The organism is Nocardia colli (assembly GCF_008704205.1).
In the GTDB taxonomy this organism is placed as follows: Bacteria; Actinomycetota; Actinomycetes; order Mycobacteriales; family Mycobacteriaceae; genus Nocardia; species Nocardia colli.
The window spans coordinates 237,681-251,238 of record NZ_VXLC01000014.1; the positions used below are offsets into that span (position 1 = coordinate 237,681).

Consider the following 13,558-nt stretch of genomic DNA (forward strand, 5'->3'; position numbering starts at 1 on the left):
CGATGTGTGGCCCGGTAGGTGCGGGCGCGGCAGACTCGGGCGTATGACCAGTGAGATCAATGTGTCGCCTGTCGTCGAGACGACCGCGGGGGCCGTCCGTGGTGTTGTCGACGGGCCGGTAACGGCCTATCGGGGCATTCCTTATGCGCAGGCTGCAAGATTCGGCAAGCCGCAGCCGAGCGTCCCGTGGACCGATGTCCGGGCGGCCACCGAGTTCGGGCCGGCGGCACCGCAATCGGCGTCGCGTCTGGCGCGGGTGATGGGAGACTTCGAGATTCGGCAGGACGAGGATTGCCTGTCGCTGAACGTGTGGGCGCCGCCGGGCGCGGGTCATCCGGTGCTGGTGTTTCTGCACGGTGGTGGATTCTCCAGTGGCGCAGGGAGTCTCGGGTGGTACGACGGGGCGGAGTTCGCGGCGCTGGGGGACGTCGTGGTGGTGACCGTGAACTATCGCTTGGGCGTGTTCGGGTATCTGCGGCTGCCCGGGGTGAGCGACGGCAACTTGGGGTTGCTCGATCAGATCGCGGCGCTCACCTGGGTGCGGGAGAACATCGCGGCGTTCGGCGGCGACCCCGATCGAGTGACCGCGGCTGGGCAGTCGGCGGGTGCGATATCGCTGGTGGCGATGCTGTCCGGCGAGCAAGGGCGCGGGTTGTTCCAGCAGGCCGTGTTGCAGAGCACGCCGCTCGGCATGCTGCCCGCCACGCCCGATGATGCGGCGCAGACCGGCGGGAAGTTGGTGCAGGAGTTGGGCATCGAGGCCGAGCAGCTCGGAGCGGTGCCGGTGGCCGAACTGCTGGCCGCGCAGTCCGCGGTCGCGAGTCGGGCGCCGTCCCGGATCATCCCGCCGTTCCAGCTGACCGGGGACGGGACGTTGGTCGATGCCGACCCGGCGGGCGCGGTGGGCCGGCACAGCACCATGCCGATCCTGCTGGGCACGACCAGGGACGAGGCGGCGGCGTTCTTCTCCGACGACTGGAACGCCATGGCGCAGGCCACCGAGCAGGGGTTCGGCGGGCCGACCCGGCAACTGGGTGCGGCGCTCGGCGAGCGCGGGGTCGCGCCGTGGCTGTACCGGTTCGATTGGCAGCCGGACGGCAGTCCGTTCGGCGCGTGCCACTGCCTCGAGCTGCCGTTCTTGCTCGGCGACGCGGACGCGTGGCAGCACGCGCCAATGCTGCACGGCGAGCGTCCGCAGCGACTGGTCGACGAGATGCGCCGCAGCTGGATCGGTTTCGTCCGGGACGGCGATCCGGGGTGGGAGCGGGGCAGCACCCGGCACTTCACTGACTGATCGTGCTAATATCTGGCCGTGCGGTCAGAAAATGGTCCAGATGGCCAACAGAGGTCGTTTATCGAGGAAGCGCGGCGGCGGCAGATCATCGCGTCCGCGGTGGAGGTGATCTCCGAGGTCGGGTACGGCAATGCGTCGCTCGCGCGGATCGCGAAGCATGCCGGGATCTCCAAGGGGGTCATCTCCTACCACTTCGCCGGCAAGGACGATCTGATGACGCAGCTGGTCATCCAGCTGTACGTATCGGGGGCGGAGCACATCGGGCCGAAGGTCGCCGCGGCGGTCGGTCCGCGAAACATGTTGCTGGCCTACATCGAAGCCAATCTCGCCTTCATCGCCGCGAACGTGAACTACGTCGCGGCGCTGACGGACGTGGTGCTGAACCTGCGCGACGCGGCGGGCAAGCCGAGGTTCGCCTCGGCCGACGGGGAGCGGGACATCATCGTGCCGCTGGTCGACATCATGAGCGAAGGCCAGCGGGCCGGTGATTTCGCCGACTTCGATCCGCTGGTGATGGCGAAGTCCATCCGGGACGCGATCGACGGCGCGGCCGGGCGCGCGATCCGGGAGCCGGGCTTCGACATGGACGAGTACGCCGCGCACCTGTGCCGGTTGTTCGATTTGGCTACGCGAAAGGTGGGGGCAGATGACTGATATTGCGACAACACAAGTGCGGCAACCGGATACGGCGGCGGCGCAGCCGCCGTTCGCGGTGGTCGGCGTCGCCGCGATCGCGATCGCGGCGGCGATCGCGCTGCTGGCTTCGGCCGGCCGGTACGGATTCTTCGGCGACGAGCTGTATTTCATCTCCGCCGGGCGCAGGCTCGCCGTCAGTTACGCCGATCAGGGGCCGCTACTGCCGGCGATCGCCCGGCTGATGGACCTGATCGCTCCGGAATCATTGGTGGCGCAGCGTATTCCGGCGATGCTGGTGACGGTTGCCGCGGTGCTGATCAGCGCGCAGATCGCCAGGGAGTTCGGCGGAGCGCGCAATGCCCAGCTGCTCACCGCGACCGCTTATGCGACGTCACCTTTCCTGCTGGTGCAGGGAACCCAGTTGGCCACCAACACCGTCGACACCGCGCTGTGGGTGTTGATCAGCTGGCTGCTGATCCGCTGGGTCCGCACCCGGCACGACTCGCTGCTGCTGTCGGCGTCCCTGGTCACCGCCCTGGATATGCAGGTCAAATGGCTGATTCCGTTCTTCTGGATCGCGGTCGCGATCGGCGTGGCGATCTACGGCCCGCGCGACCTGTTCCGCCGCCCCGCACTGTGGTTGGGTGCGGTGCTGGTCTTCTGCATGACGCTGCCGAGCCTGATCTGGCAGTCCGCCCACGACTGGCCGCAGTTGCGGCTCGGCGCGGTGGTCGCCGAGGAACAGGCCACCGTCGGCGGCCGCTACACCTGGCTGCCGCTGGCCATGGCGTCCGCCGGGCTCGTCGGCGGCGTGCTGCTGATCTACGGCATCGTGGCTCTGTTCCGCTGGGAACCGTTGCGCCAGTACCGATTCCTCGCCTTGCTTCCGATCCTGCTCGCCGTCGCGTTCATCGCCACCGACGGCAGGGCTTACTACGCGGCAGGCTGCTACGCCGCGTTGTTCGCCGCGGGGGCGGTGCGCTGGACCGAGAAAACGGGCCGCCTGCGCACCATCGTCACCGCCACGATGATCGTCATATCCATTGTGCTGGCGGCATTCACCATGCCCTGGCAACCTGAATCCAAGATCGAGCCCGCGACCAGCGAGGCCGACGCGGGCCTGTCGATCGGCGTGTACGGCAAGTTCGGCTGGCCCGAGCTCGCCGCCGCCACCGCCGCCGCCTATCGATCCCTCCCCGAAGCCGGCCGCGGCAACGTCGTCATCATCACCGACTCCTATTGGCAGGCAAGCGCTCTCGACGTCCTCGGCACCGACCTCCCCGCCGTCTACAGCCCCAGCCGCGGCTTCGGCTACTTCGGCACCCCACCCGACTCCGCCACCACCGTCCTCTGGGTAGGCAACGACGAATCCGCCATCCGCCCCCTGTTCGCCTCGATAACCCCCATCGGCCGAGCCGACGCCCGCCTAGGCTTCCCCGGCTCCACCCGCGACGTAACCATCTGGCGCTGCGACGAACCCCACGCCCCCTGGTCACAAACCTGGCCCCACCTGATGAAGCTGTGAGCGCCGGCTTCCGCACGCCCTAGCGTTCAGTCGAACCATGCGTTATCCAATCTTAAGGGCATAAGGTTCGGTAAAGATGTCGCTTACCAAACCTTATGCCACTAAGGTTTGGTAACGTAGGAGGATGGCAAACGATCCGGCGGCACCGCTATGGCCTGCGGTCGAGTATGAAGACCGCCCGTGGGCGGTTCGTAACGCCTATGTATCTCGGACCCAGCTGCGTAAGCATGCGGGTCCCTACGCGGCAGCCGTCCTTCCGGCTATCGCAGATGCTGTCGTAGCGCTACCGGCGGGTTTGCTGGCCGAGGCGGAAGAGTCGGCAAACCAACTCGCACGATTCGACGCCCACGTGTCCGCCGCGCTGGGTACAGACTGTGAGCTCGGACCGATGAGCGCCGTGTTGCTGCGCACGGAGAGCGCCGCATCGTCGCAGATCGAGAACCTGACCGTCGGTGCCCGGCAGCTGGCCCTCGCTGAGCTGGGCAAGCACACGAACCGGAACGCGCGAATCGTGACCGCGAATGTCCGAGCGATGGAAGCCGCAGTGGAGCTGAGCCGCACGGTCGATGCCGAAACTCTGCTGACCATGCATCATGCGCTGCTCGAATCATCCAGCCCGGACCATGCCGGGCGATGGCGGACCGAGCAGGTGTGGATCGGCGGTAGCAATATCGGCCCACACCTCGCCGATTTCGTTCCGCCACATCACGAGCGGATACCGGACGCGATCGCCGATCTGGTCGGTTTCGTGCGTCGCGACGACATCCCGCTGGTCGTCCAGGTCGCCTTGGCGCACGCGCAGTTCGAGACGATTCATCCGTTCATCGACGGAAACGGTCGCACCGGACGGGCTGTGGTGCATGCGATGCTGCGAGGCAAAGGGCTGACGCGGCATGTGACCGTGCCGATTTCGGCCGGGCTGCTGGTCAACACGGCGGCGTACTTCGACGCGCTGAACCAATATCGAGCAGGCGATCCCGCACCGATCGTTCGTCAGTTCGTCGACGCCGTGTTCTTCGCCATCGGTAGTGGGACCGATCTCGTAGAGCAGCTGAGTTCGATTCGTGCGGAGTATCGCGAGAAAACAACTGCTCGTAGTGATTCGATCGCGTGGCGGGTGATCGATCTGCTGGTCGCACAACCCGTGATCGACAACGCCTATCTCACCCGGATCTTCGAAGTCAGTGATGTCGCCGCTCAACGTGCCATAGATCGTCTGGTCGAGTCCGGTGTGCTCCACGAGGTTTCTCAACGATCCCGCAACCGGGTATGGCAAGCCGACGACATCCTCACCGCCCTAGACGATTTCGCCGCTGGAATTCGCCGTGTGCGCGGCTGAGCCGAAAATTCAGTAGCGGCAACGCTGTTGCTTTGACACCCTTCGGTCATGGTCGACAGGGCGTTCGGTGAGGCACGGTTGGCTGCGGTTTATGACCAGTTCAATCCGTGGGAGGGGCGGGGGGACTTCGCGTTCTATCTGCCGTTGGTGATGGGGGCGGGGTCTGTGCTCGATGTGGGGTGTGGGACCGGGGAGCTGTTGCGGCGGGCTCGGCGGGACGGGCATGCCGGGCGGTTGTGTGGGGTGGATCCGGCGGTGGGGATGTTGGAAGTCGCGCGGGGGCAAGGGGATGTCGAGTGGGTGCTCGGGGATGCGGGGGCGGTTCGGGGGTGGGGGCGGGAGTTCGAGTTGGTGGTGATGACCGGGCATGCGTTTCAGCAGCTTGTCGGTGATGACGAGGTGAGGTCGCTGTTCGAGGTGATCGCTTCGGTGTTGACCGATGACGGGTGCTTCGCGTTCGAGACGCGCAATCCGCTTGTGCGGGAATGGGAGACGTGGAATCGGCGGTATTCCGATGTGGTGTCGGATGACGAGGGGGCGGTGGTGCATTGTGTGTGCCGAGTGACGGAACCGGTTGCGGGTGACCTGGTTTCGTTCACGCACACCTTCACCTGCGACCGCTGGGATCGGCCCGAGGTGAGTCACAGCACGCTGCGGTTTCTCGATCGGGATGGGTTGGCGGCGTTCTTGTCCGAGGCGGGGTTGGTCGTGGCGGAGCAGTTCGGGGATTGGGATCGCAGCCCGGTGACGGCGGCCAGTCCGGAGATCATCACCGTCGCCCGCCGCGGTGCGTGAAGCCGGCGACGCGCCGGTGTCCGAATCGTTCAAGACCAACCGCCACTGCGCGGGTTGACTGGCTGTGTAGTCGACGTTGAGCGGAGGAGTGCGCGCATGCAGGTCCATATCAACGCGATCACCCTGGGAGTGAGCGATCTCGAGCGCGCACTGCGCTTCTATCGCGACGGCCTCGGCCTCACCTCGCCGGGCATCATCGGCACCGAGTATGTCGCGGACGGCGATATACCGGGCGGCTCGGCGGCCATGTTCACCCTGGGCAACGGCCTGATGCTGTCGCTGTACTCGCGCACCGACTTGGCCACCGACGCCGCGCTCCCGGTCGATCGCGTGGCCGGTTCGCCGATGAGCCTCGGCTTCTTCGTCGACGCCCGCGAAGACGTCGACCGCATCCTCGATCAAGCCCAGCAGGCGGGCGGCACCATCGTCCGCGCGCCCCTCGAACGCCCCTGGGGCATCTATTCCGGCTACTTCACCGACCCCGACGACCACCTCTGGGAAGCCGTCTATTTCCTGAACGGCCAGCCCCCCAACTGATTTCGCGCATATCACCCCGCACAAATAGGCCCCGCGAAACGACAATGGCGGCGTCGGGGACGCCGCCATTGTCTCGAGGGGAGAAACTAGATCTTGGTGGTTTCGACCTTGTTCAGGACGACGTCGTCGCGCGGCGTGCCGTCCGGGCTGCCGTCACGCGTGCCGGCCGCGGCGACGCCCTGGAGGACGTCGAGGCCGGCGGTGATGCGGCCGAACGGGGTGTAGCTCGGGGGCAGCGGGCTGTCCTTGTAGACCAGGAAGAACTGGCTGCCGTTGGTGTTCGGGCCCGCGTTCGCCATCGCGACGGTGCCCGCCGGGTAGGTCGCGCCGGCCAGGTTCTCGTCCGGGATCTGGTAGCCCGGGCCGCCGGTGCCCTGCGCGGTCGGATCGCCGCACTGCAGGACGTAGATGCCCTGGGTGGTGATCCGGTGGCACTTGGTGTGATCGAAGTACTGCTCGTTGGACAGGAACGCGAACGAGTTGACCGTCTGCGGTGCCCGCGGATCGAGCGCGATCTGGATTGCGCCGCAGGTGGTGTCGAGCGTCGCCGAGTAGGTGGCGCCGGGTTCGGTGGCCGGGCCGGGCGCCGGGTAGGTGCGCGCGGTCACCGCGCCCTCCGCGGGCGCGCTGCATTGCCCGGGCTGTTGCTGGGTGCGCACAGTCCACGTGTTGGCCGAGACCCCGCCGGACGCGAACGCCGCGAGCGCCGCCGCGACGGCCGCGACACCGACGACGCGCAGCACCCCGCGCGGGACGCCGAACCGCCGTCCACGTTTGCTGTTGCCGAACTGCCGCCCCTGCACTTCGCTGCTCACCGCTAGGAATCTCCTTCATTCGGATTGCGCACCGGCTGATGCCGAGCCGAATCATCCCATCTCGCCGCCGTTCGCGTGCCGGGACGGTCCCGATCTCCGCGAAATCGAACACCAGGTTGCCGGGTCGATAACTGACGGGTTCCTCCGGTTACCGATAGATGTCCGTGGGCTATGGAATCCGACGCAACGGTGCCGCCGACTCGACGACAGATGTCCCTGAGCTATGTGTGGCGGCCGAAACGACTGTGCGAGAACGGCTCAGGTGCGCCGGATGCGGCGGTAGGTGGGGACCGCGGTGGTCGCGGCGGCCAGTTCGGTGGCGAGCCAGTCGAGGTCGGCGTCGGCGAGGGGGGAGATGGTGATCCGGAGGTGGTCGGTGGGCGGCGGGTCGCCGACGATGAAGGGCCCGCCGGGGGCGGCTTTGATGCCTGCGGCGGCGAGGGAGATCATGGCGGCGTTCTCGTCGGCCACCGGGAGCCAGAGGTTGATGCCGTCGCCGCGGGCGACGGTGATGCCGCGGCGGGTCAGGGCGCGGCGGAGTTCGGCTGAGCGCCTGCGATATTCGGCGCGGGCGGTGGTGACGGCGTGGATGGCGGCGGCGTCGTCGAGCATGCTCAGCAGGACGCGTTGCAGGAGCCGGCTGGTCCAGCCCGCGCCGAGCATGCGGCGTTCGACCACCGGGTCGAGGAGGTCGGCGGGACCGCCGGCGACGGCGAGGCGCAGGTCCGCACCGTGCGATTTGGAGTACGAGCGGATGTGGACGGTGCGGCGGGGAAGGCGGCTGCCGAGGGATCGCAGCGGGGCGGCGGCGATTCCGGCGGAGTGATCGTCCTCGATGACGAGAGTGCTTGTGTCGAGCAGGATGTCGGACAGCTCGCGGATGCGGCGGGCGGTGATGGAGACGCCGGTGGGGTTCTGGCCGCGGGGTTGCAGGATGAGCGCGGTGGCGCCGTGGTCGGTGACGGCGCGGGCGAGTTCGGCGGGCAGCAGGCCGGATTCGTCCATCCGAACGGGGACGGGCCGCGCGCCGAGTCCGGCGAGCAGGTCGAGAAACGGTGGGAAGCAAGGATCTTCGACCGCTACCGCGTCACCGAGCCGGATGTGCGCGGTCAGGAGCCGATCGACCGCGTCGAGCGCGCCGTCGAGGACCGCGATCCGTTCGGCGCGAAAGGGCCAGTCGGCCCGGACTTTCGCGGCCAGCTCCGGCAGCACCGCCTCGCCGAGATAGTCGGCGGCGAGGTCACTGGCTCCGTCCCGGGTCAGATCGCGCAGTGCCGCACCGAGATCGGGCAGTAGGTCGGGATCAGGCGTGCCGCGGGAGAGATCGATCCGAAAAGCGCTGTAGGACGGTGGATGCAGCCGTTGGTAGCGCCCGACGGCGGTAACCGGCCTGGTGGCGACGGGCGCACCGACGAAGGTCCCCGCCCGTCCGCGTGCGACGATCGCCCCGGCGGAGGCCAGCGCGCGCCATGCCTGATTCACCGTCGCGGGCGAGACCTTGAGTTCGCGAGCGACTTCGCGAACGGTGGGCAGCCTGGATCCCGGCGTCAACGCCCCCGAACGAATCTGCCTGCTGACCGCCGCCGCGATCCCCGCCGGCGTCCGATCGTCCAGGTCCGCAATGAACCGCCCGGTGTCTTTCGCGGTGGCCGCCTCCCCGCCCGCATCGGCAATCGTCGGCTCGATCGTCACACCCCCACCTCACCCGCAGACGGCTTCGCCAGACGCACTCTCTCTAGGGACCCGCACCCGGAATAGGGCCCCATACCCGGTGCAGATCCCGAGACAGGGTGCGGGGATCCGGCATCGACCCGCAGAGTGCGCTCGCTGAGGTCCAGCCTCCGCGAGTCTCGGACTCCACCCCTGGCGGCGGCGCGCGCAGGCGTCGGGCGCATGGGCGCTGTGCCTCCGATTCGCTCGCTCACACCGTCATTCTGCGTCGGGTGTGGCGCCGGAACTACGACCAGGCTCGAGGTTTACGGCAACGAAACTGTTTCCGCAATCTTGTAACACAACCGAATTGGTTCGGCGTGAAGTATAACAAAGCATGGGAATCGTTCGAGCCGCGCTCGTCCAGACGAACTGGACCGGCGACAAAGAGTCCATGATCAAAGCGCACGAGGATTACGCGCGCCAGGCGGCCGCGCAGGGCGCGAAGGTGATCTGCTTCCAGGAGCTGTTCTACGGCCCCTACTTCTGCCAGTTGCAGGACACGAAGTTCTACGAGTACGCGGAGTCGGTGCCGGGTCCGACCACGGACCGATTCGCCGCGCTGGCAAAGGAATTGGGCATGGTGATGGTCCTGCCGGTGTACGAGCAGGAGCAACCGGGCCTGCTCTACAACACCGCCGCGGTGATCGACGCCGACGGCAGCTACCTGGGCAAGTACCGTAAACACCATATTCCGCACGTCAACGGCTTCTGGGAGAAGTTCTACTTCCGGCCGGGCAATCTCGGCTGGCCGGTTTTCGATACCGCGGTCGGCAAGGTCGGCGTCTATATCTGTTACGACCGGCATTTCCCGGAGGGCTGGCGCGCCCTCGGCCTGGCCGGCGCGGAGATCGTGTTCAACCCGTCCGCGACCTCGCGCGGCCTGTCCGGCTACCTGTGGAAGCTGGAGCAGCCGGCGTCCGCGGTGGCCAACGAGTACTACATCGGCGCGATCAACCGGGTCGGCATCGAGGAGTACGGCGACGACGACTTCTACGGCACCAGCTACTTCGTCGACCCGGAGGGCAAGTTCGTCGGCGAGGTCGCCTCGGACACCGATCCCGAACTGGTGATCCGCGACCTGGACCTGGATCTGATCAAGACGGTGCGCGACCGGTGGGCCTTCTATCGCGACCGCAGGCCGGATGCCTACGGTCCGCTGGTGGCTCCCTAGATCGGCGACGACATGACTCTGACCTTCATCCACGGCGGCACGGTGGTCTCGGCCACCGGATCGCAACTGCTCGATGTGCTGGTGGACGGCGAAACCATCGTCGCCGTAGTGCAACCCGGTTCCACGGCCCTCGGCGCGGACCTCACCGCGACCGCCGAGGTGGTCATCGACGCGACCGGGAAATACGTGATTCCCGGTGGCGTGGACGGACATACGCACATGCAGATGCCGTTCGGCGGCACCGAGGCGTCCGATACCTTCGAGACCGGCACCCGCGCCGCCGCGTGGGGTGGCACCACGACGATCGTCGACTTCGTCGTGCAGACGCCGGGGGAGCGGTTACAGGACACGCTCGGCGCCTGGCATCAGAAGGCCGCGGGCAAGTGCGCGATCGACTACGGCTTCCACCAGATCATCGGCGAGGTCAACGACGAATCCCTCAAGGGCATGAGCGAATTGGTGTCCGAGGGCGTCACCAGCTTCAAGCTGTTCATGGCCTACCCTGGCGTCTTCTACTCCACCGACGGCCAGATCCTGCGCGCCATGCAGTCGGCCGGCGATCTGGGCGCGCTGCTGATGATGCACGCGGAGAATGGGATCGCCATCGACGTGCTGGTCGAGCAGGCCATCGCGCGCGGCGACACCGCCCCCTACTTCCACGGCACCAGCCGGCCGTGGCAGATGGAGGAGGAGGCCACCCACCGCGCGATCATGCTGGCGCAGTTGACCGGTGCGCCGCTCTACGTGGTGCACGTGTCGGCGAAGCAGGCGCTGGAACAGATCGCCACCGCACGGGGCAACGGCCAGAACGTCTTCGGCGAGACCTGCCCGCAGTATCTGTACCTCTCGCTCGAAGAGCAGCTGGGCGCACCGGGTTTCGAGGGCGCCAAGTGGGTCTGCTCGACGCCGCTGCGCTCACGCGCCGAGGGCCATCAGGACGAGCTGTGGCGCTACCTGCGCACCGGCGACGTGACCACGGTCAGCACCGACCACTGCCCGTTCTGCATGAAGGACCAGAAGGAAATGGGCATCGGCGATTTCAGCAAGATCCCGAACGGGATCGGCGGCGTCGAGCACCGGATGGACCTGATGTTCCAGGGCGTCAAGAGCGGAAAGATCTCGCTCGAACGCTGGGTCGAGGTCTGCTGCACCACCCCGGCCAGGATGTTCGGCATGTACCCGCGCAAGGGCGTGATCAGTCCGGGCGCCGACGCGGACATCGTGATCTATGACCCGAACGGGCACACCAGCATCGGCCTCGGCAAAACCCATCACATGAACATGGACTACTCGGCCTACGAGGGCTTCGAGATCGACGGCCACGTCGACACCGTGCTCTCCCGCGGCCGCGTCGTCATCGACGACGGCAACTATCTCGGCAGCGCCGGGCACGGCCGGTTCGTCAAACGTGAACTGTCGCAGAACCTGATCTGACAGCCCAGCTGTCTCCGACTTCGAAACGGAGAGTGCCGCATGGACATCGGTGTGGTGCTGCAATGCACACCCCCCGCTTCCAGGGTGGTCGAACTGGCCAGACAGGCCGAGACCCACGGGTTCTCGCACGTCTGGACCTTCGACTCGCACCTGCTGTGGCAGGAGCCCTACGTCATCTACAGCCAGATCCTGGCCGCCACCAGGAAGGTCGTCGTCGGCCCGATGGTGACCAACCCGGCCACCAGGGACTGGACGGTGACCGCGTCGACCTTCGCCACGCTGAACGACATGTTCGGCAACCGCACCGTGTGCGGCATCGGCCGCGGCGACTCGGCGGTGCGCACACTCGGCGGCAAGCCGACCACCCTGGCTACCCTGCGCGAATCCATCGAGGTGATCCGGGAACTCGGCAACGGCCGCAGCGCCCGGGTCGGGGACACCATCGTGCGCTTCCCGTGGGCCGGCGCGTCCCGGCTCGAGGTCTGGATGGCCGGATACGGCCCGCGCGCACTGGATCTCACCGGCGAGGTCGCCGACGGGTTCATCTTGCAGCTGGCCGATCCGGACATCACCGCGTGGACTATCGCGCGGGTGCGGTCCGCCGCGGAGCGCGCGGGGCGTGACCCCGGCTCGGTGAAGATCTGCGTCGCCGCACCGGCTTACGTCACCGACGGATCGGCGGCCGCGCTGACGCACGCCCGCGAACAGTGCCGCTGGTTCGGCGGGATGGTCGGCAACCACGTGGCCGACATCGTCGCGAAATACGGTGCGGGCAGCGATGTTCCGGCCGCGCTCACCGAATACATCGCGGGCAGGCAGGGTTACGACTACAACCAGCACGGGCGGGCGGGCAATACGCACGCGGACTTCGTCCCCGACACCATCGTGGACCGGTTCTGCCTGATCGGCACGCCCGACGACCAGCTGACCCGGCTGCGTGAACTGGAGAAGCTCGGCGTGGACCAGTTCGCGGTCTACCTGCAGCACGACGCGAAAACCGCGACGCTCGAGGCGTACGGCGAATCGGTGCTGCCCCGGCTGGCGCATCCGGTCACGGCAACGGAGGGCGCGTGATGACGTCGCTGATCCTGGGAGTTCTCGCCGCGACGGCTTTGGCGCTGATCGAGTTCGGCCCGCACCAAGCCGCTACCCGACAGTCGACGCGCACGAATCGTGCGGCTGCGCACGGGATTGCGGGCGATTTTGTGCGCGGCTCGCGAGAAGGTGCGCGGCAGGCACTCCCCGAACATCGACAGTCGACGCGCACGAATCGTGCGGCCGCGCACGGGATTGCGGGCGATTTTGCGCGCGGCTCGAGAAAAGGTGCGCGTCTCGCGCGGCGGGAGGGGAGATGAGGCCGCGGGCGGGCCGGGTGGTTTACGCGGCGGGGGTTTTGGGGCTGGTGCTTGCGGTGTGGGAGTTGGTGAAGTTTGCTGTCCCGGAACGCGGTGTGAGCGTCGGTGACCAGCGGATCTTGCCGCGCACCGGCGATGGGGCGCTGCCACACGTGTGGTCGGTGGTGACGGTGCTCGGCGAGCGGGACAATTCCGGCACCGTCGGTGAAACCTTGCTCAGGACAGCGGGGTTCACCTTCGGACTGGCCTTGCTCGCGTTGCTCATCGGCACCGTGGTCGGCGTCGCTCTGGCGATTCTCATGCAACGCTTCGGCTGGGTCGAACGCGGTCTGCTGCCGTACATCATTGTGTCGCAAACGGTTCCGCTGATCGCGCTGGCCCCGCTGGTGGCCGGGTGGGGCGGCAAGATCGTGATCGCGGGTGAACCGTGGCGGCCGTGGATGAGTATCGCGGTGATCGCGTCGTATCTGGCATTCTTCCCGGTGGCGGTCGGCATGCTGCGTGGGTTGCAGGCGCCGTCGAAGGCGTCGGTCGAACTGCTGCACAGCTATTCGGCGATCTGGTGGGAAACGCTGGTGCACTTGCGGTTTCCCGCCGCCGTCCCGCACTTCCTGCCCGCCTTGCGCTTGGCCGCCGCCGCCTCGGTGATCGGCGCGGTGGTCGCGGAGATCTCCACCGGCACCGCGGGTGGAATCGGCCGCCAGATCATCGTCTTCGCCCAGCAGGCCACCGGCGACGCATCGCGGCTCTACGCCGCCGTGCTCGCCGCCGCCCTGCTCGGCGTCGCGGTCACCGCCGTCGTCGGCCTCGCCGAACTGGCGTTGCGTCGCTACAGCCGGCCCGCGGGCGCGTCGCGCTCGCGAGGTGGAACCCGATGAACAATCATGCCGGGATCGTCGAACCCGGACCGGCACATCGCGATGATCGTCCCTCCCCGCGGGTTC

Annotated in this window: 13 protein-coding genes; 11 read left to right on the forward strand and 2 right to left on the reverse strand. The window is 67.4% G+C overall.

All coding sequences use genetic code 11. From position 1 onward, the window contains the following. Positions 1–43 precede the first annotated feature (43 nt). From F3087_RS25515 to F3087_RS25540, 6 genes are all read left to right on the forward strand, one after another. Complete coding sequence (locus tag F3087_RS25515) at positions 44–1,294, forward strand: carboxylesterase/lipase family protein (RefSeq protein WP_150404560.1); 1,251 nt, start codon at positions 44–46, stop codon at positions 1,292–1,294. Between the two features lie 18 nt (positions 1,295–1,312). Next, positions 1,313–1,948 (forward strand): TetR/AcrR family transcriptional regulator, encoded by a 636-nt coding sequence (locus F3087_RS25520; RefSeq protein WP_150404561.1) that lies wholly within the window; start codon positions 1,313–1,315, stop codon positions 1,946–1,948. Then, positions 1,941–3,455 carry a glycosyltransferase family 39 protein gene (locus F3087_RS25525; RefSeq protein WP_150404562.1) on the forward strand — a complete coding sequence of 505 codons (1,515 nt, stop codon included), beginning with the start codon at positions 1,941–1,943 and terminating at the stop codon, positions 3,453–3,455. The genes F3087_RS25520 and F3087_RS25525 overlap by 8 nt, the downstream gene beginning before the upstream one ends. Positions 3,456–3,843: 388 nt before the next feature. Further along, positions 3,844–4,794, forward strand: coding sequence for a Fic family protein (locus tag F3087_RS25530; protein ID WP_223885325.1), 951 nt, complete (start codon positions 3,844–3,846; stop codon positions 4,792–4,794). 48 nt (positions 4,795–4,842) lie between these two features. Then, positions 4,843–5,589 (forward strand): class I SAM-dependent DNA methyltransferase, encoded by a 747-nt coding sequence (locus tag F3087_RS25535; protein ID WP_150404564.1) that lies wholly within the window; start codon positions 4,843–4,845, stop codon positions 5,587–5,589. A gap of 96 nt (positions 5,590–5,685) precedes the next feature. Beyond that, positions 5,686–6,126, forward strand: coding sequence for a VOC family protein (locus tag F3087_RS25540; RefSeq protein WP_150404565.1), 441 nt, complete (start codon positions 5,686–5,688; stop codon positions 6,124–6,126). An 86-nt stretch (positions 6,127–6,212) separates the two neighbouring features. Here F3087_RS25540 and F3087_RS25545 read toward each other — a convergent pair whose 3' ends face one another. Then, positions 6,213–6,941: a peptidylprolyl isomerase gene (locus tag F3087_RS25545; RefSeq protein WP_223885326.1), complete on the reverse strand. Its 729-nt coding sequence runs from the start codon at positions 6,939–6,941 to the stop codon at positions 6,213–6,215. A gap of 258 nt (positions 6,942–7,199) precedes the next feature. Continuing rightward, positions 7,200–8,633 carry an aminotransferase-like domain-containing protein gene (locus F3087_RS25550; protein ID WP_223885327.1) on the reverse strand — a complete coding sequence of 478 codons (1,434 nt, stop codon included), beginning with the start codon at positions 8,631–8,633 and terminating at the stop codon, positions 7,200–7,202. Positions 8,634–8,988: 355 nt separating this feature from the next. Here F3087_RS25550 and F3087_RS25555 point away from each other — a divergent pair, with 355 nt between their 5' ends. The 5 genes from F3087_RS25555 to F3087_RS25575 are packed head-to-tail and all read left to right on the forward strand — an operon-like array spanning position 8,989 to position 13,492. Beyond that, positions 8,989–9,825, forward strand: coding sequence for a nitrilase-related carbon-nitrogen hydrolase (locus F3087_RS25555; RefSeq protein ID WP_150404566.1), 837 nt, complete (start codon positions 8,989–8,991; stop codon positions 9,823–9,825). 12 nt (positions 9,826–9,837) lie between these two features. Then, positions 9,838–11,259, forward strand: a complete 1,422-nt coding sequence (gene hydA, locus F3087_RS25560) for a dihydropyrimidinase (RefSeq protein WP_150404567.1) — start codon at positions 9,838–9,840, stop codon at positions 11,257–11,259. A 39-nt stretch (positions 11,260–11,298) separates the two neighbouring features. Continuing rightward, the gene (locus tag F3087_RS25565; protein WP_150404568.1) at positions 11,299–12,333 is read left to right on the forward strand and encodes a TIGR03842 family LLM class F420-dependent oxidoreductase; all 1,035 of its coding nucleotides are present in this window, start codon (positions 11,299–11,301) and stop codon (positions 12,331–12,333) included. Next, a complete protein-coding gene (locus tag F3087_RS25570) occupies positions 12,333–12,614 on the forward strand; it encodes a hypothetical protein (RefSeq protein WP_150404569.1) in 282 nt (93 codons plus the stop codon). The genes F3087_RS25565 and F3087_RS25570 overlap by 1 nt, the downstream gene beginning before the upstream one ends. After that, positions 12,611–13,492: an ABC transporter permease gene (locus F3087_RS25575; protein ID WP_150404570.1), complete on the forward strand. Its 882-nt coding sequence runs from the start codon at positions 12,611–12,613 to the stop codon at positions 13,490–13,492. The genes F3087_RS25570 and F3087_RS25575 overlap by 4 nt, the downstream gene beginning before the upstream one ends. Positions 13,493–13,558: the final 66 nt, after the last annotated feature.